The organism is Flavobacterium sp., assembly GCF_044369455.1.
Lineage (GTDB): Bacteria > Bacteroidota > Bacteroidia > Flavobacteriales > Flavobacteriaceae > Flavobacterium.
Map to the genome: position 1 here is coordinate 1 of NZ_JBIPLW010000008.1, position 23,817 is coordinate 23,817.

24 protein-coding genes are annotated in these 23,817 nt (G+C 33.4%); 12 read left to right on the top strand and 12 right to left on the bottom strand.

All coding sequences use genetic code 11. The annotated features are described in order from the left end of the window. Positions 1-231 precede the first annotated feature (231 nt). The 10 genes from ACIQ2L_RS08940 to menD form a co-directional block, all read right to left on the bottom strand. Positions 232-2,511, bottom strand: coding sequence for a T9SS type A sorting domain-containing protein (locus ACIQ2L_RS08940; RefSeq protein WP_396157912.1), 2,280 nt, complete (start codon positions 2,509-2,511; stop codon positions 232-234). 167 nt (positions 2,512-2,678) lie between these two features. Further along, positions 2,679-3,551 carry a succinate--CoA ligase subunit alpha gene (sucD, locus tag ACIQ2L_RS08945; RefSeq protein ID WP_396157914.1) on the bottom strand — a complete coding sequence of 291 codons (873 nt, stop codon included), beginning with the start codon at positions 3,549-3,551 and terminating at the stop codon, positions 2,679-2,681. 199 nt (positions 3,552-3,750) lie between these two features. Then, positions 3,751-4,110, bottom strand: a complete 360-nt coding sequence (locus ACIQ2L_RS08950; RefSeq protein ID WP_396157916.1) for a nuclear transport factor 2 family protein — start codon at positions 4,108-4,110, stop codon at positions 3,751-3,753. Between the two features lie 2 nt (positions 4,111-4,112). Then, on the bottom strand, positions 4,113-5,042 hold the full coding sequence (locus ACIQ2L_RS08955; RefSeq protein WP_396157918.1) for a UDP-3-O-(3-hydroxymyristoyl)glucosamine N-acyltransferase: 930 nt from the start codon (positions 5,040-5,042) through the stop codon (positions 4,113-4,115). Positions 5,043-5,115: 73 nt separating this feature from the next. Then, positions 5,116-5,682, bottom strand: a complete 567-nt coding sequence (gene efp, locus ACIQ2L_RS08960; RefSeq protein WP_396157920.1) for an elongation factor P — start codon at positions 5,680-5,682, stop codon at positions 5,116-5,118. 147 nt (positions 5,683-5,829) lie between these two features. Beyond that, positions 5,830-6,615 carry an acyl-ACP--UDP-N-acetylglucosamine O-acyltransferase gene (gene lpxA, locus ACIQ2L_RS08965; RefSeq protein WP_396157922.1) on the bottom strand — a complete coding sequence of 262 codons (786 nt, stop codon included), beginning with the start codon at positions 6,613-6,615 and terminating at the stop codon, positions 5,830-5,832. Between the two features lie 122 nt (positions 6,616-6,737). Next, positions 6,738-8,126 carry a bifunctional UDP-3-O-[3-hydroxymyristoyl] N-acetylglucosamine deacetylase/3-hydroxyacyl-ACP dehydratase gene (locus tag ACIQ2L_RS08970; RefSeq protein ID WP_396157924.1) on the bottom strand — a complete coding sequence of 463 codons (1,389 nt, stop codon included), beginning with the start codon at positions 8,124-8,126 and terminating at the stop codon, positions 6,738-6,740. Positions 8,127-8,133: 7 nt separating this feature from the next. Continuing rightward, entirely contained in the window at positions 8,134-9,162 is a 1,029-nt protein-coding gene (gene lpxD / locus ACIQ2L_RS08975) for a UDP-3-O-(3-hydroxymyristoyl)glucosamine N-acyltransferase (RefSeq protein ID WP_396157926.1), read from the bottom strand. Between the two features lie 121 nt (positions 9,163-9,283). Next, positions 9,284-10,519, bottom strand: coding sequence for an HD domain-containing protein (locus tag ACIQ2L_RS08980; protein ID WP_396157929.1), 1,236 nt, complete (start codon positions 10,517-10,519; stop codon positions 9,284-9,286). 29 nt (positions 10,520-10,548) lie between these two features. Beyond that, on the bottom strand, positions 10,549-12,210 hold the full coding sequence (menD, locus tag ACIQ2L_RS08985) for a 2-succinyl-5-enolpyruvyl-6-hydroxy-3-cyclohexene-1-carboxylic-acid synthase (protein ID WP_396157931.1): 1,662 nt from the start codon (positions 12,208-12,210) through the stop codon (positions 10,549-10,551). A gap of 133 nt (positions 12,211-12,343) precedes the next feature. Between menD and ACIQ2L_RS08990 the strand changes: the two genes are divergently transcribed. Continuing rightward, positions 12,344-12,850 carry a GNAT family N-acetyltransferase gene (locus ACIQ2L_RS08990; protein WP_396157933.1) on the top strand — a complete coding sequence of 169 codons (507 nt, stop codon included), beginning with the start codon at positions 12,344-12,346 and terminating at the stop codon, positions 12,848-12,850. Here ACIQ2L_RS08990 and ACIQ2L_RS08995 read toward each other — a convergent pair. Further along, positions 12,843-13,217 (bottom strand): hypothetical protein, encoded by a 375-nt coding sequence (locus ACIQ2L_RS08995; protein WP_396157936.1) that lies wholly within the window; start codon positions 13,215-13,217, stop codon positions 12,843-12,845. The two genes, ACIQ2L_RS08990 and ACIQ2L_RS08995, sit on opposite strands and share 8 nt — an antisense overlap. Before the next feature lie 265 nt (positions 13,218-13,482). On the opposite strand from ACIQ2L_RS08995, the gene ACIQ2L_RS09000 reads away from it, so the two are divergent. Beyond that, positions 13,483-15,000, top strand: coding sequence for a thioredoxin-like domain-containing protein (locus tag ACIQ2L_RS09000; RefSeq protein WP_396157938.1), 1,518 nt, complete (start codon positions 13,483-13,485; stop codon positions 14,998-15,000). A gap of 1 nt (position 15,001) precedes the next feature. Here the strand turns inward: ACIQ2L_RS09000 and ACIQ2L_RS09005 are convergent, their stop codons facing one another. After that, positions 15,002-16,165 (bottom strand): class I SAM-dependent RNA methyltransferase, encoded by a 1,164-nt coding sequence (locus ACIQ2L_RS09005; RefSeq protein WP_396157940.1) that lies wholly within the window; start codon positions 16,163-16,165, stop codon positions 15,002-15,004. Positions 16,166-16,323: 158 nt separating this feature from the next. Between ACIQ2L_RS09005 and ACIQ2L_RS09010 the strand changes: the two genes are divergently transcribed. The 10 genes from ACIQ2L_RS09010 to ACIQ2L_RS09055 all read left to right on the top strand — a co-directional run bounded on the left by ACIQ2L_RS09010 (position 16,324) and on the right by ACIQ2L_RS09055 (position 23,810). After that, positions 16,324-17,133: a class I SAM-dependent methyltransferase gene (locus ACIQ2L_RS09010; RefSeq protein WP_396157942.1), complete on the top strand. Its 810-nt coding sequence runs from the start codon at positions 16,324-16,326 to the stop codon at positions 17,131-17,133. Beyond that, positions 17,133-17,801, top strand: coding sequence for a ZIP family metal transporter (locus ACIQ2L_RS09015; RefSeq protein ID WP_396157945.1), 669 nt, complete (start codon positions 17,133-17,135; stop codon positions 17,799-17,801). Before ACIQ2L_RS09010 ends, ACIQ2L_RS09015 begins: the two co-directional genes overlap by 1 nt. Positions 17,802-17,832: 31 nt before the next feature. Next, positions 17,833-18,213, top strand: a complete 381-nt coding sequence (locus ACIQ2L_RS09020) for a PH domain-containing protein (protein ID WP_396157948.1) — start codon at positions 17,833-17,835, stop codon at positions 18,211-18,213. Positions 18,214-18,216: 3 nt separating this feature from the next. Further along, positions 18,217-19,038, top strand: coding sequence for an N-acetylmuramic acid 6-phosphate etherase (gene murQ / locus ACIQ2L_RS09025; RefSeq protein WP_396157950.1), 822 nt, complete (start codon positions 18,217-18,219; stop codon positions 19,036-19,038). A 160-nt stretch (positions 19,039-19,198) separates the two neighbouring features. After that, positions 19,199-19,537, top strand: coding sequence for a hypothetical protein (locus ACIQ2L_RS09030; RefSeq protein WP_396157952.1), 339 nt, complete (start codon positions 19,199-19,201; stop codon positions 19,535-19,537). Between the two features lies 1 nt (position 19,538). Then, positions 19,539-19,766, top strand: coding sequence for a DUF6095 family protein (locus tag ACIQ2L_RS09035; RefSeq protein WP_396157954.1), 228 nt, complete (start codon positions 19,539-19,541; stop codon positions 19,764-19,766). Then, a complete protein-coding gene (locus ACIQ2L_RS09040) occupies positions 19,756-20,328 on the top strand; it encodes a DUF1572 family protein (RefSeq protein WP_396157956.1) in 573 nt (190 codons plus the stop codon). The genes ACIQ2L_RS09035 and ACIQ2L_RS09040 overlap by 11 nt, the downstream gene beginning before the upstream one ends. 2 nt (positions 20,329-20,330) lie before the next feature. Further along, on the top strand, positions 20,331-20,741 hold the full coding sequence (locus tag ACIQ2L_RS09045) for a DNA topoisomerase IV (protein WP_396157958.1): 411 nt from the start codon (positions 20,331-20,333) through the stop codon (positions 20,739-20,741). Between the two features lie 30 nt (positions 20,742-20,771). Next, positions 20,772-21,629, top strand: coding sequence for a TerC family protein (locus tag ACIQ2L_RS09050; protein WP_396157960.1), 858 nt, complete (start codon positions 20,772-20,774; stop codon positions 21,627-21,629). A 129-nt stretch (positions 21,630-21,758) separates the two neighbouring features. After that, a complete protein-coding gene (locus ACIQ2L_RS09055; RefSeq protein WP_396157962.1) occupies positions 21,759-23,810 on the top strand; it encodes a hypothetical protein in 2,052 nt (683 codons plus the stop codon). Positions 23,811-23,817: the final 7 nt, after the last annotated feature.

The following is a 23,817-nucleotide window of genomic DNA, read 5'->3' on the forward strand; positions in this document are numbered from 1 at the left end:
CAATGTTCCGATTACAAATCCGTATTTTTGATTTAATTAATAACCTAAAAATGGTCAACGTATTTTAGGACATGACAGAGGGTTAAATTTCTATTTTTTTTCAACTGTTCAACCAAAAAAAATGCCCCATGAAAACGTGGGGCATTAGTATTTATAAAAAGTGAGGGTTACCCCATCACCTCTTTCACTTTTTTACCAATTTCAGCAGGAGACACTAAACGCGATTATTAGCTATTCCCTAATAAACTTAGCATTCGCCGTTCCTAAATCCGTAGTAACTTTTATAAAATACGTTCCTGTTTTTAAGTTCGTGACATCAATGCTTGCATTATTTTCTGGATTAGTAACTACTAGTACCATTTGTCCTAAAATGTTGTATATATTCAATTCCTTCACTCCTATTTCAGCTTTGGTTTCAAGATGCAAAACATCTTTCGCAGGATTAGGATATACAGTGAAATAATTTTCAAAAGCAAAATCTTGAGTTCCTAATGCTGTCACTGTTGTTGTAGCAGTATTTGTCAGAATCGGGAAATTATAATCAAAATAAATATTAGCACTATTGGAGAACGTGTCTCCCAAAACTAAAGTAGGTTTGGTTTTAATTTTAAACGCTACATAGCCATCGTTATTGGCATCATCAAACGGTAGATTGATGTTTTCAAAGATGAATTCTACTTTGTTTGAGTTGGTAATTCTAGTAATAAAATTATGGCTACTGCTTTGTGGAACTATGGAAGCAATATCAAACTTAGTCGTATCAATCATATCTTTTATGACAATATTTTCAGCATTAGCTGTCCCTGTGTTTTCAAAACGGATAACATAATGAACATATTGACCCACCATATTGGGTGTGACGGTTGTGCCTTCAAGACAGGTTTTGTCATTAGGGTCAAATGAATTCACAACTGTTTGATTTAAAGTAAAGGTGTTATCATTGGGTGTTTCATCAGTAGCACCAATTATTGTTGCGTTATATAATAAAAAGTCACCTCCATTTACCGCCGGAGTTTCCATTGGAGAGTTGATGTTAAAAGTCAAGTTGATTACTCTAGTTTCAAACGGAAGTAAATTAGCATAATTCCAACTCAAACTATTTGTTCCTGTAGCATTAACAATAGGAGATGCTGTTACCAAATCCATAACTGCATCATCAAAATTAAAACTCAACGAACCATTTGCCACTTGATTTCCTTTGTTTTTATAGATGATTTTATAGGTTGCATCAAAACCAGGACGTACTACTTCTATTGGAATAATTGTAACCTCTAAATCATTTTTTACTCCGTTGGCAGTAATGCAAAAATTTTGAGTAAATGGGCTGGCTGTGGTTGGAAACGTAACGCTCGCTGCCGTTGGAGAGACATTGAAATAAGCTGGGTTTTCTATAATTGGAACTATAGAATGAGTTCCTACTCCAACCGGAATACTATATGAACCTGTATTGTTTGCAATAAAAGTTCCTGTATTGGTACCATTAGTAATGGAACATTTAAAATTTGGATAACCAATATCATTTGAATCACAACCACTGTTATCACTATCATAACGGTTGTTTCCTTGAATAATATATGAGACGCCTCCGGGAGTGAAACTACAATACGAATTGACATGGCAGTCGTTATAGCCATAATTATTTATCATATTTTGCGTCACTTCAACATCAGTATCTCGTACACAGACATATTCTAACTGTGAGCAATTGGCAAATGGGAAAATCATATTAAAATAATCACCAGTGGCGGCAGGATCTTCATAAGAACTCTCTTTCAAATTTAAATAGCGTAAATTTGGGTTATTAGAACAACTAAATTTTACCACAGTATAATTTGGTGACGTTAAATTTTCAAATAAGTTATTATCTAAATAAATTCCCTGATACATCGCTAAAGTATTTGCATTGTCTGTAAAAGGAGGTATTGCAATAGTTGTGAGTTGGTTATTTGACAAAATGATCTGCCATAATCTGTTGCACCCTGTTAAATCAACGCCTATTAATTGATTTGATGTACAGTCTAGTTGTTCTAAATTATAAAAATTACTCACGGATAATGACGATAATTGATTATTCATTAACAACAATTCTCGAATAGAACTGTAGCCAGAAAAATTGATTGAATTTAGATTGTTGTTTTGTAGCCGCAAGGTGATTAGATTTGGTAAACCGTTTTGAGTAAATGTTGTTAATTGATTATTTGGAGCAATCAAAATAAAAAGGTTTGTGAAATATTCTATTCCTGTTAAAGTTGTAATATTTGAGTTTGCTATATCTAGACCGCTCACAGCCAAGGCTTCGCTCAGCTCTATTTCACCATTACTATTTGTATCTATTTTTATCCTAACCCCTATCGAATTTAAAGCGATATTACTAGTTGGGCTTGCCTCCAACAATTTCGCCTTAAAATTCGCATCCGGAATGTTAACAATTTGGGCGTTTCCTGTAAAACCAATCAGGGCAATAACTAAAAGTGTGTTAAGTTTCATCATCATAACTAATTTGATTTTCAAAGATATACAAAAGTATTGTAAAAAATAATTTTTTTTTAGCTTTGCCAACGTAATCTATCTATATTAAAACCCTTACCAACTTGGGCAGTACACGTTCTTTTATATCCGACAAAAAAAGCTCCGATTTCTCGAAGCTTTCTTTTTATATAATATAGTAACGGATTAAATTATCCCATCACTTCTTTTACTTTTTTACCAATTTCTGCAGGAGAATCTACTACGTGAATTCCGTTCTCACGCATAATTCTTTTTTTAGCTTCGGCAGTATCATCAGCACCACCAACAATAGCACCAGCATGACCCATAGTTCTTCCTTTTGGAGCGGTTTCGCCAGCAATGAAACCTACAACTGGTTTGCGGTTACCATCGGCTTTAATCCATTTGGCCGCATCGGCTTCTAATTGTCCACCAATTTCACCAATCATTACGATACATTTCGTTTCTGGATCATTCATTAACAATTCAACCGCTTCTTTAGTAGTTGTTCCAATAATTGGGTCGCCACCAATTCCAATAGCAGTGGTAATACCCATTCCTTGTTTTACCACTTGATCAGCTGCTTCATAGGTCAATGTCCCTGATTTAGAAACAATTCCAACAGTTCCTTTTTTGAACACAAAGCCGGGCATAATACCCACTTTAGCTTCATCTGGAGTTATGACTCCCGGACAGTTTGGCCCTATTAAACGGCAATCTCTTTCTTTGATATATTCATACGCTTTAATCATATCCGCTACAGGAATACCTTCTGTAATACAAATAATAACTTTTATTCCAGCTTCGGCAGCTTCCATAATGGCATCGGCTGCAAAAGCTGGTGGAACAAAAATAATAGTAGTATCGGCACCCGCTTGTTTTACAGCATCTTTCACTGTATTGAAAACTGGACGGTCTAAATGAGTGGTTCCGCCTTTACCCGGTGTAACGCCACCAACAACATTGGTACCATATTCAATCATTTGTGTAGCATGAAAAGTTCCTTCGCTACCTGTAAATCCTTGAACAATTATTTTTGAATTTTTATTAACTAAAACGCTCATGTTTATGTTTTTTTTTAATCTGAACTTGTTTACTTTTTCAGTCGCGAAGCTCGTGTCAGATTCTATTGATTAATTTATTTTGTATTTATTTTTAGTGATGCAAAAGTAGAAAAAAGTGTTCAGTGTTCCCTATTTACTGTTCAGTTTTTTGTAAATTTTATTGACAACCTAAAACCCGGAACTCGAAACCAGCAACCTTTTATAACTGACTCATTTGAAAACCGCGATATAATTTATTGTCTTTCAATTCCCAAATCACCATAAAGTGGGCCAACAACATTTCTTCTCTTGGATTTTCAATTGTTTTTATATAATGCGCATAACGAACAGAAACCATATTTCCTTTAACTAAAATATGACTTATTCTGGCTTTGGAGCGAATATATGCTTTGCTCAATTCTTTACTTAAATCAATAATTTGATTGTACTTTAATTTATGATATCCTTTACTACTATGCCATTCTAGGACAACATCTGGATGTAAAAAGGCACTAACTTTTTCTGAATCTAAAAGCACATCTGATTTGTAAAAATTTTGAACGATTTCTTTAGCGCTCATATTTATTTTAGTTTGTTTAAAATTTCTGGTATTTTTTTAAGATAAGCAAACTGTTTCATTTTTTCTCTTGCTTCATCAATAGGCGTACCCGAATACGTTTTTCCGCCTTCAATTGATTTACTTACTCCAGTTTGTCCTAGCACCACAGCTTTAGCTCCTATAGTTATTCCGCTGGTGGTTCCAACTTGTCCCCAAAGTGTTACTTCATCTTCAATGATTACGCAACCCGCAATTCCGGTTTGTGCAGCAATCAAGCATTTTTTTCCTATTACTGTATCATGTCCAACATGAACTTGATTATCAATTTTAGTTCCGGCACCTATAGTTGTATCGCCTGTAACACCTTTGTCAATGGTACAAGCTGCACCTATTCCTACGTTGTCTTCTATTATTACTCTTCCACCTGAAAGTAATTGATCAAAACCTTCGGCACGTTTTTTATAATAAAAAGCATCAGCACCAAGTATGGTTCCCGAATGGATTATTACATTGTCGCCAATTACTGTATTATCATAAACAATTACATTCGCGTGAAGCAAACAATTTTTACCAATAGTAACGTTGTGACCAATAAAACAATTGGGTTGAATTAATGAACCCTCACCAATTGATGCGGAATTAGAAATGGCAACATTAGAAGCCACAAATGGACGAAAATGTTTGGTTAGTTTATTAAAATCTCGAAATGGATCATCAGAAATCAACAGCGCTTTTCCTTCGGGACAATTCACTTCTTTATTAATCAAAACAATAGTTGCAGCAGATTGCAATGCTTTGTCATAGTATTTTGGATGATCTACAAAAACAATATCTCCGGGAGTAACCACATGAATTTCGTTCATGCCCTCAACAGGAAAATCATCAGCGCCAACATATTGGCATCCGATGATGGAGGCGATTTCTTTAAGTGTATGTATTCTTGGGAATTTCATTTTCTATAGTGTTCAGTCGCAGTCGCAGTATTCAAAGCCACAATACTGTGACTGTAAAGTGTGTGACTGTAAACTATTCCTTAACGCGTTCCATATAAGAACCAGTTGCTGCATCAATTTTGATTTTATCTCCTTCATTGATAAACAAAGGGACATTTACAGAAGCTCCGGTTTCAACTTTTGCTGACTTAGTGGCATTGGTGGCTGTATTTCCTTTTACGCCAGGCTCTGCGTAAGTAACCTCTAGCACAATAGAAGCTGGCATATCAACAGAAAGTGGTAAGTCGGTTTCGGTATTAATTTGAACCATTACATTAGTTCCTTCTTTTAATAAATCGGGAGCGTCTAGGATATTTTTATCCAAAGTTATTTGTTCATATGACTCGACATTCATAAAATGAAATTGATTGCCTTCGGCATATAAATATTGAAAATTCTGCGTTTCAACTCGAACGGTATCAATTTTATGACCTGCAGAAAATGTATTGTCTAACACCTTTCCATTAGTTAAACTTTTCAATTTGGTTCTTACGAAAGCTGGTCCTTTTCCGGGTTTTACGTGCAGGAATTCGATTATTTTATAAATATCGTGATTGAATTTGATGCATAATCCGTTTCTAATATCTGATGTAGATGCCATTTTATTGTTGTTTATTATTGTTTAAAATTGTTTAAAATTGTTTAAAATTGTTTAAAGTTGTTTAATGTTGTTTAACGTTGTTTAATGTATTTTAAAAAATCAGCCCAAACAATTTTAAACTCTTAAACTTTAAACAACTTTAAACTTTTAATACGACCCCGAATATCCTTTCATGATCCCTCTTGATGAATTTCGAATAAAATCAAGAATTTCATCACGTTCGGGTGAAACAGCCATCTCGCCTTCTATAATTCCCATCGCTTGAGAGGTATTATAATTTTTTTGATACAGAATTCTATATATATCTTGTATTTCTCTAATTTTTTCTGAAGTAAATCCTCTTCGTCTTAATCCAACAGAATTAATTCCTACGTAAGATACTGGTTCTTTGGCAGCTTTGGTATAGGGCGGCACATCTTTACGTACTAATGATCCTCCAGAAACCATAGCATGATCACCAATATGAATAAATTGATGAACCGCTGCTAAACCACCAATAATAGCATAATTTCCAACAATTACATGTCCGGCCAAAGCCACACCATTTACAATAATAGCGCTATCACCAATATGACAATCGTGTGCGATGTGTGCCGTTGCCATAATCAAACAATTGTTTCCAATCTTCGTTTGGCCTGAAGCAATAGTGCCGCGGTTAATCGTGACACATTCTCTAATAGTAACGTTATCGCCAATTACCGCAAGTGATTCTTCTCCACCAAATTTTAAATCTTGTGGCACAGCAGAAATTACTGCTCCTGGAAAGATGTTGCAATTTTTTCCAATGCGTGCGCCTTCCATTATGGTTACATTGGACCCTATCCAGGTTCCGTCACCAATTACAACATTATTATGAATTGTAGTAAAGGGTTCAATCACTACATTTTTGGCAATTTTTGCTCCTGGATGTACGTATGCTAAAGGTTGATTCATATATTTTATGTTTTATTCCGCTGCGCTCCATACGATTCGGCTGCACCTCGGGTTTGGTTTATCGTTCGTTGTATGCAGTTCTTTAACAATAAACCACAAACTATAAACTACAAACATCTTAATTATTGTTTTCTTGCTATTTGCGCCATTAATTCAGCTTCCGCAACTAACTTTCCGTTAGCATACGCTTTAGCTTGCATGTGACATATTCCTCTTCTTATTGGTGTAATTAATTCACATTTAAATATCAAAGTATCTCCGGGAAGGACTTTGTATTTAAACTTTACTTTATCAATTTTCATAAAAAAGGTTAAGTAATTTTCGGGATCTGGAACTGTACTTAAAACTAAAATACCTCCTGTTTGCGCCATGGCTTCTACAATAATAACGCCCGGCATGACTGGAGCTTCTGGAAAATGACCCACAAAAAAACCTTCATTCATGGTAACATTTTTCATTCCAACCACATGACTGTCTGACATTTCTATGATTCTGTCAATAAATAAAAACGGTGGTCGATGCGGTAAGATACTCATGATTTTATGAATATCCATTAATGGCTCCAAATTTAAATCATAAACTGGAACTTGATTTCTTTGTTCAATTTTAATAATCTTTGACAATTTTTTAGCAAACTGTGTGTTTACAAAATGTCCAGGTTTGTTAGCAATAACTTTTCCTTTAATTCGGGTCCCAACCAACGCTAAATCACCAATAACATCTAGTAATTTGTGTCGTGCAGCTTCATTAGGATAATGCAACGTCAGGTTATCAAGAATACCATTTGGTTTAACAGAAATAGAATCTTTACCGAAAGCAACCTTTAAATTTTCGATAGTTTTTGGTGAAATTTCTTTGTCAACATAAACAATAGCATTGTTTAAGTCGCCTCCTTTAATTAATCCGTTATCCAACAATGTTTCTAATTCATGCAGAAAACTAAATGTTCTAGCGTCAGCAATTTCAGATTTAAACTCTGATATACTTTTCATTGTAGCATTTTGAGTGCCTAACACTTTAGTCCCAAAATCTACCATAGTAGTTACTTGATATTCTTCAGATGGCATAAGTAAAATTTCACTACCCGTAGCTTCATCCATAAAAGAAATTACTTCTTTAACAATATAGTAATTACGTTCTGCATCTTGTTCGGCAATGCCTGCTTTCTCGATGGCTTCAACAAAAAACTTTGAAGAACCATCCATAATTGGTGGTTCCGATTCGTTTAGTTCTATAATGACATTATCAACATCACAACCTACAAATGCAGCTAAAACATGCTCTGAAGTTTGGATTTTAACCCCTAATTTCTCAAGATTGGTACCACGTTGTGTATTAACGACATAATTCGCATCAGCTTCTATAACAGGAGAACCTTCTAAATCTACTCGAACAAAACTATATCCATTATTAATTGGCGCCGGTCTAAAAGTCATTTTAACTTCTTTTCCTGTATGAAGTCCAACACCAGTTAATGAAATCTCGTTTTGGATGGTTTTTTGTTTAACCATTGTTATGCTATTTATTTCTATTAGTATTATTTTTTAATTCTTCTATTTCGTTTACAATTTTAGGCAAGTTTTTAAAATGAACATACGATTTGCTATAATCGCCATAATTAAATGCGGGTGAACCTTGAATTGTTTCACCGTCTGAAATATTTTTGCCTATTCCAGATTGTGCTTGTACACGAACATTATTACCAATAATTAAATGTCCGGCAATACCTACTTGTCCACCAATTAAACAATTACTCCCAATTTTTGTTGACCCTGCAATGCCAGTTTGCGCTGCAATTACAGTATTTTCACCAATTTCTACATTATGAGCAACTTGAATATGATTGTCTAGTTTTACCCCTTTTCGGATAAAAGTTGTACCTAAAGTGGCTCTATCAATAGTAGTGTTAGCTCCTATTTCAACATTATCTTCAATGACTACATTTCCAATTTGTGGAATTTTGTTAAACGTTCCTTCTTCGGTTGGTGCGAAACCAAAACCGTCAGAACCTACAACACAACCGGAATGAAAATTACAATCGCTACCTATTTCTGTTTCAGAATATATTTTTACCCCTGCAAAGAATATACAATTATCCCCAATAAAAACATTGTCTCCGATAAAACAGTTAGGATATATTTTTACATTGTTACCTATAGTAACGTTTTTTCCGACATAACTGAAACTACCCAAGTAAAGGTGTTTACCGTAAGTTACATTTTCTGAAATCACTGATGGTTGTTCAATTCCTGATTTCATTAATTTTACTTGATTGTAATATTCTAATAATTTTGAAAAAGAAGAATAAGCATCTTGAACTTTTATTAGAGTTGTAGTTAATTCACTCTCTGGAATAAAATCCTCATTAACGATGGTAATAGTTGCAGCGGTTGAATAGATGAAGTTAGCGTATTTAGGATTCGCTAAAAATGTTAGCGAACCTTCCGTGCCTTCTTCAATCTTAGCCAATTTGAATACTTCGGCATTAGGGTTTCCAACCACTTTTCCTTCAAGTATTCCTGCTATTTGAGCTGCTGTAAATTTCATCTTATTAGAAAATATTTTTCATTGGTATAAGATGGAACGCAGCATCAATTTGGCTTGATATATTAAAAATAAGTGTTGCTTGTTTCATCTCGACAAAAGTATAAAAAAATCAATTTTAAAGTTAAATTTCTTCAAGTTGTTTTGGATAACAAATATAATATTTAGTAACGGGTTTCGATAATGCTTTTAAATTTAGTTGATCCGAAGCTTCCACTACATCCTCTATGGTTTTATCTTTCTTTAAAATCCGAATTGGTTCTGCATCTTTGCTATACGCTTGGTTTTTTATCTTTCCCCTAAATATAAAATATTTAGCTTCTTGTTGGCTGATTTGGTGTTTTTTAACAAAACGAGCTGTCATTTCCTCTAAAACTTCAGCTGGAAACTTTTCGCTATTGAGTTTAACTTTAGATAAATCTCTATTAATAATCATTTTACTCAAACTACTCAATATAAAATCATCATGATACTGCCATTCTTTTAAAGCACTAATAATATCATAATCATCTAATTGAGCAAAAGTATCTAAATCGGAATTATAAAACTTTTCAAGAGTAACATTATGTTCCATAAAATACTTTAATGGACGGCTGCATTCTATTTTAATTCCTTTTCGAAGCAACTCTTTGGCCCTTTGAAGTGCTTTGGTCAATGTCAATTCGGCTACTAAACTGGTCTTGTGTAAATAGGCTTGCCAATACATTAATCGTCGTGCCATTAAGAATTTTTCAATAGAATAAATGCCTTTTTCTTCCATTACCAAAACATCATTCATGACATTAAACATCTGAATCAATCGGTCTGAATTGATATTTCCTTCGGCTACACCCGAATAAAAACTATCACGCTTTAAATAATCCATTCTATCCATATCTAATTGACTGGATATTAATTGCAACATAAATTTTCGGTGATATTCTCCTTTAAAAACTTGTATAGCTAAACGTAGTTGACCATTAAATTCTTCATTGAGTTTAGTCATAAACAACAAGGATATTTGTTCATGATTAACTTCTTCTACGATACTGTGTTCCATAGCATGCGAAAAAGGACCATGACCTATGTCGTGTAAAAGTATCGCAATGTATAAAGCGTTTTCTTCTTCTTTTGAAATAATCACTTCCTTAAAACGCAGTACTTCGACGGCTTTCTGCATCATATGCATCGCACCAAGAGCATGATGAAAACGGGTATGATGAGCACCAGGATAAACCAGATACGACAAACCCATTTGAGAAATACGCCGCAATCTTTGAAAATAAGGATGCTGAATTAAATCATAAATCAATGAATTGGGAATGGTAATAAAACCATATATAGGGTCGTTGAATATTTTTAATTTATTGGTTTGACTCACAGGTAATTCAGTTTAAGTAAAGATATATTTTATACTAATGCTTTAAAATAGTTTAACAATTGTTTGTTATTCTCGCGGGTTGGCGTAAAAACTTCCAGTATCATCGGTCTTTCATTTTGCTGGTACAATTTTATTAATCCATTTTTCAATGAAGAAAAATCACTTGCAATGGCATAATCAAATAGATACATTTTGGCTAAATGTTCAGCCGTTAAGCAATGTGATGTTTCGAAATAGGTATTAAAAGTTTCATTTTCTTTATGTCCGGGCAATATTCTGAAGATGCCTCCTCCTCCATTATTAATCAAAATAATTTTAAAATTTTTAGGGATGTAATTGTTCCAAAGCGCATTACTATCATATAAAAAACCAACATCTCCTGTAATTAAAACTGTTGGCTTTTGGCTTCCAACTGCTGCTCCAATGGCAGTTGAAGTACTACCATCAATTCCGCTAGTACCACGATTACAAAAAACTTCAATAGACTCATCAATTGCAAATAATTGTGCATAACGAACGGCCGAACTATTACTAATTTGCAATTGACAATCTTTAGGTAATGTTGCCAATATAATTTCGAATGCTTTTAAATCTGAAAATAAAACAGAAGAAAGATAATGATTATGCTTTGTTTTTCGTTCAAAGTGAATCTTTTTAAAAGTCATTTTATAGTCACTATCAATATTTTTTACAAAAGGTAAAAATTGCTTAAAAAATTGGTTTGGAGTTACTTGAAAATGTTTAGTCAAAATACCAAAGGTGTCATAAGCTCTCCAATTATCTATATGCCAATGATGTCTGGGTTTGTATTTTCTGAGGAACGCTTTTACTCTTTTAGACACTATCATTCCACCAAAAGTGATTAGAATTCTGGGTTGCAAATTCAGAAAATCTGCATTTGTAAACGGCGTAATAAGTGTATCTATATTGTTGATAAAACTCGGATGATGCAAGTTAGACGTTGCTTCGGTCATGACAATTACTGATGGCAAAGAGGCTAATTTTTCTAACCATTCCGGTTCAACAGTATTTGGTTTGCATTCACCAACTAATATCAAAATTTTTGCAGTGTAATTCCACAAAGTTGTAAAAGCAATGATGTCATCTGCATTAACTAATCGTTGCGATGAATATAATCCAGTTACATTAATGTCTACGGAAAGTTTATTGGTGGTTTCATAAAGAGGTTCTTCAAATGGAACGTTAATATGAACTGGACCTTTTCGAGCAATAGCAACATTAATGGCTTCATTAATAAAAACATCATTTTCTTCTGAAGCTTCTTCGGTAAGATTTGCATTGTATAGTGAATGATTGATAAAAACATTTTCCTGACGAATGGTTTGTCCATCGCCAATATCAATTTTATCTGCAGGTCTGTCTGCCGAAATAACGATAAATGGAATTTGACTGTAAAAAGCTTCTGCCAATGCAGGATAATAATTGAGTAATGCCGAACCCGAAGTACATACTACAGCCACTGGCTTTTGGGTTTGCTGTGCTATCCCTAAAGCAAAAAAAGCAGCACAACGTTCGTCTGCAATGCTGTAACATTTAAACTTGGGATTATTAGTAAATCCGATAGTTAATGGCGCATTTCTAGAACCTGGTGAAATAATAATATCGTGAACTCCTTTAGCGTGGCATATTTCGATAATGCTTTGTGCTAAAGGTATTTTAGGATAAATCATTGTTTCTTTTTAAAGAATAGCAAAGATACAATCAAAATCCATTACTTTTAATTTTATTATATTGCAAACTAAAATTTGCTTACCTCACTGCCACTGGCAGTGCTCTATTTAATTTCAAATTTATTTCTATCCAATGGAAATCAAAATCAGGCCCTATAAAGCAAGTGATGCAAAATCAATCGTTGCTATTCTCAATTATTATATTTTAAATTCAACAGCAATCTATGATTATGATTTGCGAACGGTTGATCAGCAACTAACTATTTTTAAAGAAAAACGAACCAAAGGGTTTCCAATAATTGTTGCAACTATAGAGAATCATGTTGTCGGCTTCGGTTATTATAGCGAATTTAGATTTAGAGAAGCTTATAAGTTTACAGTAGAACATTCCGTTTATGTACTGCCAAATGAACACGGTAAAGGAATTGGAAAAATACTTTTGCAAAGCTTAATTGATTTGGCAAAAAAACAAAAATTGCACACTATGATTGCTGTTATTGATTCAGAAAATCAAAGCAGCGTAAATTTCCATGAGCAATTTGGATTTGAAACAGTGGGAATTATTAAAGAAAGTGGCTTTAAGTTTGATAGATGGTTGCACAGCGTACTGATGCAATTGCTATTGGAGCAAGCTACATAATTTCTATACCATTTTCTTCTAAAATTCCTAAAAGATAACTGCTTTGATTTGGATTGTATTTTTCAATGCCACTTTGATACCATTTTGATATTACGTCAATTTGAAATGCATTGTAATCATCATCGTTGATACTAATACCTAACATACCTGCTAAAAGAAAATCTTCTAAAACTTTATTAGTTACTATTAATTTTGGGATTCCATGAATAATTTTCCCATTCATCCTTTCGTATTCTGTTCTCCCTTGATTGAATCCATTAATATGGGCTTCATTTTGATTGTCGGGTATTTCTAAATATGGATTTAAACCATTAGTATATCCTCGTAAATAATCTTGTCGGTATATTGGATTGAAAATATTATTCATAAATTAAAAAATGTTTTTGTTTGAAATACCATTCAAACGTAATAACATTAACTTAATCAAAAAATAATAATCGATTAAAGGAAAAAATAATCTTTAAATCACATTACGTATGTTTTTTGTCGATTATATCCGTAATTATTTGATCTTTATTTATAATAAATAAATTTCAATTTTAAGAAAACTTTAAAAATAGAGCGCATTGTTTATTTATCAAATAGATTATTTTTGACACTCAAATTAGTATTTAATATAATTCAATGTTTTTATGAAGAAATTTTTCTTTGCTATTGCGTTTTGTTTCTCTTCATTATTTTCATTTGCTCAATCAGGATATGAAATTACCATCAACCTAAAAAATTGTCCTGATTCATTGGCTTATCTTACTTATTATCAGTTTGACAAAACACTAATTAAAGATACTTGTACTTCTATCAAGGATGGAAAAATAGTTTTTAAAGGAAAAACAAAACTCGACAAAGGGATTTATTCGTTAGTGAGTCAAAAAAAAGCCATCTATTTTGATTTTTTTATCGATGACAATACCCAAAAATTGGAACTAAAAAGTGAAGCAAGTGCCAATATAGGAAAAGATTTAGTGGCTTTAAATTCTCCGTTGGAAAACGAATTTTTTAAATACATTCAATTCATTAATCAAAAAAATACTGATTTTCAAAGCTATAAATCAAGTACTGAATTAAAAACAAAAAAAGATTCTCTGTCATTTTATGACAAGCAAAAAGATGTAGAAAAAAGCATTAACGACTTTGAAGAAAAATTTGTTGAAACGCACAAAGGGACATTCATAGGAGATGTCATGAACTTGAAAGTCGAAAAAATACTAAAGGAAATTCCAAAAGCTTCAAACGGCAGACCTGACAGCATTCAATCCTTTAACTATTATAAAAAGCATTATTGGGATAATGTTAATTTCAAAGACGATGGCACTATGCGCAATCCATTTTTTCATAATAAAGTGAAAAAATATTTTGAATCGGTTGTGGTAAAGCATCCAGATAGCGTTAGTGTTGAAATAGATAAATTTTTAGAAAAAACAAATCGAACAAGCTTATTGTATAAATATTTATTAGCGCATTTCACCTACACGTATGAGACTACAAAACTTATGGGATTTGATAAAGTATTTGTTCATATTTCAGACAACTATTTTAAAACTGGCAAAGCGGATGGAATTTATGATGATCCAGATATAGTAAAAAAAATAATCAAACGTGCCGATAAATTAAAGCCACTTTTAGTTGGTGTTGTTACCCAAGACTTGTACATGATTAAGGCTGAAGATTTTGAGAAAATGAAAGCTATGGGATTTGAAGACGCAAAGAATAGTGAGGAAATGACTAAAGTATATTATAAAAATGAGCCACAGGTGAGTAAAATGTATGTAAAGCTTAGTGAGGTCAAAGCCGATTATACAATTCTTATATTTTGGGATGTTGATTGTGGTCATTGTCAAAAAGAAATTCCAGTATTATTGCAACAATACAATGATTTATTGAAAGAAAAGAAAGATGTGAAAGTATATAGCGTTTACATGCAACACGAAGGCGAAAAATATTTAAAATACATAGCCGAACACCAATTACCATGGATAAATGTGTATGATGGAGCACATTATAATAATGCTATAGAAAAATATGATGTCTACTCTACTCCTGTAATTTATATCTTGGATAAAAATAAAGTAATTAAAGCCAAACGTATTGATGCGAACCAAGTGAAAAACATTATCAACTTATTTGAGAAAGAAAATAAAAAAGGAAAATAAGTTATTCCACTAAATTCATATATTTTCCTTTTTTGCTGCCTTCATACATTTCATATTTAACCAAACGTGCTTCCAAACTACCATTAAAAAGCTTGATTTTTCGCGAAGGTCGTAACCCAACAAATTTCAATGCTTCTAAATTGGCAGTAATAAACCAGGCATTGGTATTCGGATAGTTATTTTTCAACGTATCTCCAATTTCTCTATAAAAACGTTCCAATTCAATATTTAAACGTTCGCCATAAGGTGGATTAAAAACCATGTGCAACGGACCTGTGTTTTCCTTTTTACTGTCAAAAAAATCACCTTGAATAATACTCACATATTCATCCAAGTTGGCATTCTGAATATTGTCTTTAGCTTTCTGAACGGCACTTGGTGCTTTGTCATAGCCAATTATGGTATGGTGAAATTCTTTGGTGCGTTTCATTAATGCATCAATGATTTGATCAAATAAATCGTTATCCCAATCACTCCATTTTTCGAAAGCAAATTCTTTTCTATTAATGTTTGCGGGAATATTACAAGCAATCATTGCCGCTTCTGCCAACAGCGTTCCGGAACCACACATAGGATCTAAAAAATCACTACTTCCATCCCAGCCCGATAATAATAACATTCCAGCAGCTAATACTTCATTAATGGGAGCAATATTTGTAGCGGTTCTGTATCCTCTGTGATGCAACGAAGCCCCAGAAGTATCAAGTGCAACCGAACACTGATCTCGATCAATATGGATATTAAACCGTAGGTCAGGAAAGTCTTTATCGACGCTTGGTCGTTGTCCTGTTTTTTCTCTAAATTGGTCTACAATGGCATCTTTTACCTTCTGAGAAACAAACTGAGAGTGTTTAAAATTATCCGAATGAATTGTAGTATCGATTACAAATGTTTGACTTTCGCCGATATATTTCGACCAATCAATTCCCTGAATACCTTTGTATAAATTTTGATCATTTGTAGCCTTAAAATAATACATTGGTTTTAGTATTTTTAAAGCCGTTCGCAATGATAAATTGGCTTTATACATAAAACCTTTATCGCCTTTAAAACTCACAGCACGCGTGCCAATTTCAACATCTTGCGCGCCCAATTGTTGTAATTCCTTCGCTAATATTTCTTCAAAACCAAAAAAGGTTTTGCCAATCATTTTAAAATTCTCCATAAATTATATTTCGTCACCCTGAGTGCAGTCGAAGGGCCAATTTTCAAATTCCAAATTCCAAATAAATTTTAAATCCTAAGTTTCAAATTTAAAATATGGAATTACTTCCGCAAAAATACATTAAATTTGCACGTTCAGAATCCATTTGAAAAGAATAAATGTCAGACTACATAAATCCTAAATCTCATTCCACTGCGTCGCAACCAAATTCCACCCAAGGTCAAAAGGTCGAATTGAGCGGAGCTAAATCAAAAACTTGGTATTCCTCATGGTTTGATACACCTTATTATCACATACTTTACAAAGACAGAAATTACCGTGAGGCACAAGTTTTTATGGACAATTTAACGCATTATTTAAACTTGCCTGAGAAATCAAAAGTGCTTGATTTAGCTTGTGGTAAAGGACGACATGCCATTTATTTAAATCAACTCGGATTTGACGTTGTAGGTGCCGATTTGTCTGAAAACAGTATTGCCGAAGCCAATAAAAACGCGAATGAAACCTTGCGTTTTGTAGTGCATGACAAACGCGAACCTTTTGAAGAAAAGTTTGACGCCATATTTAATTTGTTTACTAGTTTTGGGTATTTTGAACATAGAGAAGACGATATTAAAACGTTAACTGCAATCAAAGAAAGCCTTTCAGAATATGGCTTTGCTGTGATTGATTTTATGAATTCTCAAAACGTTATTGAGAATTTAATTCCAGAAGAAACTAAAGAAGTTGACGGAATAACGTTTCATATTAAACGATTTGTTATTGAAGGATTTATCATTAAAGAAATTGATTTTGAAGACAATGGTGAAACCTTTCATTTTACAGAAAAAGTGAGAGCCTATACTTTAGAAGATTTTCAAAATATGATGAATGAAACTGGGATTTATTTATTAGATACTTACGGAGATTATAAACTGAAAAAGTTTCATAAAAATACGAGCGAACGCTTAATAATGATGTTCAAATAATGAATTACTTATTGCCTTTACTGTCAGTACTTATAGGGTATTTAATTGCCTTGTTACTTAAGCCAAAAGCAAAGCAAAATTTAAAGCTTCTATTGGCGTTTAGCGGTTCGTTTTTATTATCACTAACGGTAATGCATTTACTACCCGATGTTTATGAAAGCCACAACAAAAGTGTTGGAATTTATATCATGTGTGGAATATTATTCCAAATTATACTAGAATTTTTTTCCAAAGGCGCCGAACATGGTCATGTTCACGGTCATGATAAAATGACCAAAATGCCATGGTTGTTGTTTATCAGTTTATGTATCCATGCGTTTTTAGAAGGTTTTCCGGTGGAACATCATCATGATTTGGCCTATGGTATAGCTATTCATCATTTGCCTATTGCAATTATTTTAACAACGTTTTTCCTTAACGCTGAACTCAATAAAATGGCGTTATTTTTCTTTATGCTCACTTTTGCAGTGATGACGCCATTGGGTACATTAGTATCTGACAACGTACCAATACTCAATGATTATTATACTCAAATAACCGCAGTTGTTATTGGAATCTTGTTTCACATATCCTCTACGATTATCTTTGAAAGTAGTGAAGGACATAAATTTAATATAGCCAAAGTATCCATGATAATTTTGGGAATTGTATTGGCGAGTTTTTTGTAGATTTGGAAAAAGAAATATAATATAAATTAACATGGGAATATTTTCAGCTTTACTCGGAAATGCTGGTACTGTTAATCAGGAAACTTTAATAAAAGATTATGGTAAATTACTTATTGAAGGCGAAACTATTGAATTGGGATTTAAACTAATTAGAGATACTTTTATTTTCACTAACAAAAGATTAATTCTAATTGAAAAACAAGGTATAACAGGAAGTAAAATGGAATACAAATCAATTATCTATAAAAGTATTTCAAGATTTAGTATTGAAACTGCTGGAACTTTTGATTTAGAAGCTGAATTAAAAATTTGGGTTTCTAGCGAAACAAATCCTAGTATCATAAAACAATTTAATAAATCCGTAAATGTATACGATGTACAAACTGTGCTGGCACATCACGTTTTAAGATAAAAAATGAACTTTACTAAAACCACTGAACAATCCTCTAGCTACGAACATTTAGAACAAATGTCGATATTCGATTTATTATCCAATATCAATAAAGAAGATAAAACGGTTCCACTTGCCATTGAAAAAGCATTATCTCAAATTGAAGCTTTAGTTGCTAAATTGGTTGAAAAAATGAAACTTGGCGGTCGACTTTTTTATATTGGTGCTGGTACATCGGGTCGCTTGGGAATTGTTGATGCTTCTGAGTGTCCACCAACATTTGGAGTTCCGTTTGATTTGGTTAACGGAATCATTGCTGGTGGCGACAAAGCTATTCGTCGTGCTGTTGAAAAAGCAGAAGACAATACTACACAAGCGTGGATAGATTTACAAGAACATAACATAGGAGAAAATGACGTCGTGATTGGTATTGCCGCTTCTGGAACAACTCCTTATGTAATTGGCGGATTAGAAAAATGCATTGAAAACAATATCATCACAGGATGTATCACTTGCAACGCAGGAAGTCCAATTGCTTTGATAGCCAAATTTCCAGTTGTTGTTGTTGTTGGACCAGAATTCGTAACAGGAAGTTCCCGAATGAAAGCTGGAACCGCGCAGAAATTGGTATTGAACATGATTTCGACTGCAACGATGATTCAACTCGGAAAAGTGAAAGGAAACAAAATGGTCGATATGCAACTAAGCAATGATAAATTAGTTGATCGAGGTGTTAAAATGATTATGAGTGAAATTTCGGTTGATTATCCAACTGCATCAGAATTACTCAGAGAATTTGGAAGTGTAAGAAAAGCAGTTGATCATTGGGAAAAAAAATCTTTGTAAAAAAATTAGATCTATGAAAACATTACTTGTTACATTCACAATACTCATCGGACTTTCAGCCTTTTCGCAAAGTAATCCATTTGAATAAGACACGCCACAACCAATCAAATTAGAGAATGGCAGATTTTATATCGATAACATTCAAATTCCTAGTTATCAAATGAAAAAGATATTTGCAACGAATCTACATTCAATGAAACAATATAATCAGGCAAAGACCAAAGAAACTTTAGGTGGAGCTTTACTAGGATTGGGTTCAACGATGACGGTTGTTGATTTGGCAATTGGTTTGTTTTCGGATGCAAAATACCCAACAGCACTTACTTATGCAGGTTTGGGAATGGTAGCCGTATCGATTCCGATACTTTCAGGTAGAGCAAAAAAAATGAAAGAAGCGGTTTCGTCTTATAATGAAGGACTTAAGAATTCGAGTTCAAATGATTTCGACCTTAATGCGGTTGTCAACCAAAATGGTTTTGGGTTTCAAATACAATTTTAAAATGACAGACAATAAAAAACTTTTAGAAAAAGGAATTAAGTATATGCTTTATGCATTGCCATTGATGTTTATTGGACCTAGCGTTATTTATAATGCGTTTATCAATAAGCAAAATGTGTGGCATTATTTGGTTTTGGGAATTGGAATTGTACTTTGTTTATTGGCAGTTTATTATATGTTTCAAGGAATTAAAGCGTTAACAGATTCACTATTTAATCATGATAAATAGCAATTACCTCCAGAGTGTAAAAAAGCAATTTCTTTACTATAAAACTATTGCAGATAAAGCCATTGAACAAATCGAACCAAAGCAGCTTTTTGTTAGTGCTAATGACGATAGCAATTCTATTGCCGTTATCATGCAACACCTATCAGGGAACATGCTTTCTCGTTGGACCGATTTTTTAACTACCGATGGAGAAAAAGAATGGCGGAATCGTGATGCGGAATTCGAGGAAAGCATCAATACCGAAGAAGAACTGATACAACTTTGGAACAAAGGTTGGGATTGTTTTTTTGAGACTTTAGACTTATTAAAACCAGAACAATTAGAAACTATTATCTACATTCGGAACGAAGGCCATACTGTGATTGAAGCTATAAACCGTCAGTTGGCGCATTATCCGTATCACATTGGTCAAATTGTATTTTATGCCAAAATGCTGAAGCAAACCGAATGGGAGTCACTTTCAATTCCAAAGAACAAATCGAATAGTTATAACGCTGATAAATTTGGCAAAGAAAAAAGTATTAAGAATTTTACGGATGATGAATTAAAAAAATTACAATAACAATGTCAATATCAAAAAGCAATATTGTTCGATTTAGTGTTCTAAAAACTGTAGTTTGCTTCTCAAGTTTGCTTTCCCTGATCTCCTGCAATGACCACGAGCGCAATTGCACCGATTTCAGAACGGGTAAGTTTGAATTTACTCAAAATATTAATGGTAAAAAAAACACATCAACATTTATTCGAACAGAAAAACTCCAAATAGAAACCTACAACGGAAAAACCGATACTGCTAGTGTTCGTTGGGTAAATGATTGTGAATTTATTCTGCAAAAACTGCATCCAAAATCGATGAAAGAAGAAAAAGCTATAAGTATAAAAATTTTGTTTACTGAAAAGAATAGCTATACTTTTGAATATTCATTTGTCGGAAGCAATCAAAAGCAACGTGGCACGGTAACAAAAATTGATTAATACCATAAACATTAAACTCAACATATTCTAATGGAACTATTATTTACGCCAAATGCACTTATCGCATTACTTACATTAACCTTTTTGGAAATCATACTTGGGATTGATAATATTGTTTTTTTATCTATAGTTTCAGGAAAATTAAAAGCGGAAGATCAACCCAAAGCAAGAAGAATCGGATTGTTATTGGCAATGTTGTTCAGAATAATTTTATTGTTCGGGATTACTTGGGTGTTAAGCTTGCAAGACACGTTATTTTCTATTGATTGGGGATTCTTTGAAGCCCATGTTACTGGACAAAGTTTGATTATTTTTGGTGGAGGTTTATTTCTTTTATACAAATCAGTATCCGAAATTCATCATAAACTAGAAGGCGAAGAAGAAGGAACTTCAGGAAAAGCGAGTAATAGTTTGTCACAAGCGATTATTCAAATTGCCTTGTTAAATATTGTCTTCTCTTTTGATAGTATTTTAACCGCTGTTGGAATGGTGAGTATGAAAGAACCTAGCGAAGGTGGCTTTGGTTATGAAGGTGCGTTGCTCATTATGATTTTATCGGTAGTTATTTCCATTGTAATCATGATGATTTTTGCCGGACCAGTTTCAAAATTTGTCAACGAACATCCAACAATACAAATTCTCGGTTTGTCTTTCTTAATCTTAATTGGAGTAATGCTTTTAGCCGAAGGTTCTCATTTAGCCCATTTCCGTTTTGGTAATGATGTCGAGGTAACTAGTATACCAAAAGGTTATTTATATTTCGCAATTTTCTTCTCACTTTTTGTAGAATTTTTGAATTTGAGAATGAAGAAAAGTAAAAATGCTGTTAAACTTCATAACAGCGAAATTGTGGATAAAAAATTAATTGATGATGATTTGATTAATTAATAAATAAAATTCAAGTTTATTCTCTTGTAAATACTATTATTAAGATAACGTTATCATTTATAAACTCGAAATAATGATTAATTAATTTAATCTAAATTTGATAGTTTTAATGATTACTAAAATAGTATTATGAGAAGATTAATGATTGGTTCACAATTTTGTTTAATACTTTTTCTTATATTTTTAGTATTCGATTGTAATGCTCAAGTTGGAGTTAATACTACTAATCCTCAAGGTTCCCTCGACGTTACCTCTACAAATGATGGCATCCTAATTCCAAGAGTCGCGTTGGCTGCTACTGATGTTGCAACAATAATCACTCCAACAGAATCTGAAATTGTATACAATACATTTACTTCAGCTGCAGGAGCTAATGCGGTTACACCAGGATTTTATTATTGGAATGGAACTTTATGGATTCGAATTTCTACTGGAAATAATACTGGCTGGGCAACTAATGGTAACGCTGGAACATCCGCTGGTACGAATTTCATTGGAACTAACGACACACAAGATTTTATAATTAAAACAGACGGCAATGCTGCAATAAATGAACGTATGCGATTTTTATCTTTTGGACAAGCTAGTTTTAATAATTCAACCCCTTTTTCAAATGATGTTTTTTCTGTTTATGGATCTGGTTTTCCAGGTAGCTTAAACGCATTAGGAAATTCTTCTATCAATGGTTATGTTGGTTCAGGTGGTATTGGCATCTATGGTGAAAGTAATAGTGCTAATGATAATAATGGTGTTGGAGTCTTTGGTTTGTTGAGTGGTGCTTCTACAGCAACAACTACTTCTAGTTATGGTGTATTTGGAGTTAACAATACCATTCCCACTGGGACTGGAATTGCTATTGGTGTTGCAGGTCAAAATACGGCTACTACTGGTGATTCTCGGGGTGTAAATGGTACTGTTTCATCTCCAACCGGTAAGGGAGTTGCAGGTTTTAATACTGCCCTTACTGGCGCATCTTATGGATTATATGGACAAACTAGTTCAGTTGCTGGAATTGGCATTTATGGAATAAATTCTGCAGCGGCTTATACAACAAATACAGCAGTTGGGGTTTTAGGAATAGCTCAAGGAACAGTAACATCCGGAACTTCTATAGGAGTTCGAGGTTATTCGTTTGCAGCAACTGGAAATGGTCATGGATTTTACGCTCAAGCATTATCAAATACTGCAATAGGAGGTATTTCATTTGTAACGAGCTCTGGAGCAGGATGGCAAGGACAAAATTCAGGGACTGGTGATGGAATTAGAGGCATAAATAATAATCCTAGTAATGCAAATGCAGGATCCGGAGTATACGGACAGACTGGCGCAATTAATAATATGGGAGGTGAATTTTATAATACAAATGCTGCTAACGGAACAGGTGTTTTAGGAGCAGGCAATAATCTTCCTGGATTTTACTTGACTAGAGGTTCGGGGATCGCTGCTTCTGGAACTCGATTTGGGGTTGCTGGATTTGCAACAACTACAGAAGTTACAAATCCCTTAAATACCGCTAATACAAATGGAGATAATGCTAGTGCAGGTGGTTATTTTGAGGTTCAAAATGCCGGCATACCTTTGACATGGTCGTATGTTGGGGTTCGAGAAGTTTCAGGTGCAGGCGGACTTCGAAAAATTATTGGGACAGGAACAGTTAATACAATCGTAAAAGATTTAAAAAATAATTATGTTGCATTATCATGTCCTGAAACGCCCGAAAATCTATTTCAAGATTTTGGACAAGGCCAATTAATAAACGGAAAAATACATATTGATATTGATCCAATTTTAGTCAAGAATATCGTTGTAGATGCTAAACATCCTTTACGTGTATTTATTCAATTAGAAGGTGACTGTGAAGGTGTATATGTTACTAATAAAACTCAAAACGGATTTGATGTAATTGAATTAAAAGGCGGAACTTCAAATACACCATTTTCATATACTATTAGTGCCAATCGCGCAGATGAGGTATTGTCTGATGGAAGTATTGCTAAATATTCAATAGAACGTTTTGCTCCAGCTCCTGGTCCACAAGAAAAAAATAGAATAGATGCAGTTAGTAAAGAAAAAAGAACAAATATAATTCAAGAACCGATAGTACCACCAGATTTAACTAATGATAAACCAAGTGGTTCAAAAGAATTTTCAGAGTTAGTAGAAAAAAAAATAAATAAATAAAATCAAC

What these genes read in the sequence shown, in the direction of transcription:
- ACIQ2L_RS09050 (WP_396157960.1), top strand. Translation starts at nt 20,772, where the DNA reads ATGGAACTATTATTTACGCCAAATGCACTTATCGCATTACTTACATTA.
- murQ (WP_396157950.1), top strand. Translation starts at nt 18,217, where the DNA reads ATGAACTTTACTAAAACCACTGAACAATCCTCTAGCTACGAACATTTA.
- ACIQ2L_RS08995 (WP_396157936.1), bottom strand. Translation starts at nt 13,217, where the DNA reads ATGAATAATATTTTCAATCCAATATACCGACAAGATTATTTACGAGGA.
- lpxD (WP_396157926.1), bottom strand. Translation starts at nt 9,162, where the DNA reads ATGAAATTTACAGCAGCTCAAATAGCAGGAATACTTGAAGGAAAAGTG.
- ACIQ2L_RS09055 (WP_396157962.1), top strand. Translation starts at nt 21,759, where the DNA reads ATGAGAAGATTAATGATTGGTTCACAATTTTGTTTAATACTTTTTCTT.
- ACIQ2L_RS09015 (WP_396157945.1), top strand. Translation starts at nt 17,133, where the DNA reads ATGAATTACTTATTGCCTTTACTGTCAGTACTTATAGGGTATTTAATT.
- ACIQ2L_RS09045 (WP_396157958.1), top strand. Translation starts at nt 20,331, where the DNA reads ATGTCAATATCAAAAAGCAATATTGTTCGATTTAGTGTTCTAAAAACT.
- sucD (WP_396157914.1), bottom strand. Translation starts at nt 3,551, where the DNA reads ATGAGCGTTTTAGTTAATAAAAATTCAAAAATAATTGTTCAAGGATTT.
- ACIQ2L_RS08950 (WP_396157916.1), bottom strand. Translation starts at nt 4,110, where the DNA reads ATGAGCGCTAAAGAAATCGTTCAAAATTTTTACAAATCAGATGTGCTT.
- ACIQ2L_RS09005 (WP_396157940.1), bottom strand. Translation starts at nt 16,165, where the DNA reads ATGGAGAATTTTAAAATGATTGGCAAAACCTTTTTTGGTTTTGAAGAA.
- ACIQ2L_RS08955 (WP_396157918.1), bottom strand. Translation starts at nt 5,042, where the DNA reads ATGAAATTCCCAAGAATACATACACTTAAAGAAATCGCCTCCATCATC.
- ACIQ2L_RS09035 (WP_396157954.1), top strand. Translation starts at nt 19,539, where the DNA reads ATGACAGACAATAAAAAACTTTTAGAAAAAGGAATTAAGTATATGCTT.
- ACIQ2L_RS09040 (WP_396157956.1), top strand. Translation starts at nt 19,756, where the DNA reads ATGATAAATAGCAATTACCTCCAGAGTGTAAAAAAGCAATTTCTTTAC.
- ACIQ2L_RS08970 (WP_396157924.1), bottom strand. Translation starts at nt 8,126, where the DNA reads ATGGTTAAACAAAAAACCATCCAAAACGAGATTTCATTAACTGGTGTT.
- ACIQ2L_RS09010 (WP_396157942.1), top strand. Translation starts at nt 16,324, where the DNA reads ATGTCAGACTACATAAATCCTAAATCTCATTCCACTGCGTCGCAACCA.
- ACIQ2L_RS09030 (WP_396157952.1), top strand. Translation starts at nt 19,199, where the DNA reads ATGAAAAAGATATTTGCAACGAATCTACATTCAATGAAACAATATAAT.
- lpxA (WP_396157922.1), bottom strand. Translation starts at nt 6,615, where the DNA reads ATGAATCAACCTTTAGCATACGTACATCCAGGAGCAAAAATTGCCAAA.
- ACIQ2L_RS09000 (WP_396157938.1), top strand. Translation starts at nt 13,483, where the DNA reads ATGAAGAAATTTTTCTTTGCTATTGCGTTTTGTTTCTCTTCATTATTT.
- efp (WP_396157920.1), bottom strand. Translation starts at nt 5,682, where the DNA reads ATGGCATCTACATCAGATATTAGAAACGGATTATGCATCAAATTCAAT.
- menD (WP_396157931.1), bottom strand. Translation starts at nt 12,210, where the DNA reads ATGATTTATCCTAAAATACCTTTAGCACAAAGCATTATCGAAATATGC.
- ACIQ2L_RS08990 (WP_396157933.1), top strand. Translation starts at nt 12,344, where the DNA reads ATGGAAATCAAAATCAGGCCCTATAAAGCAAGTGATGCAAAATCAATC.
- ACIQ2L_RS09020 (WP_396157948.1), top strand. Translation starts at nt 17,833, where the DNA reads ATGGGAATATTTTCAGCTTTACTCGGAAATGCTGGTACTGTTAATCAG.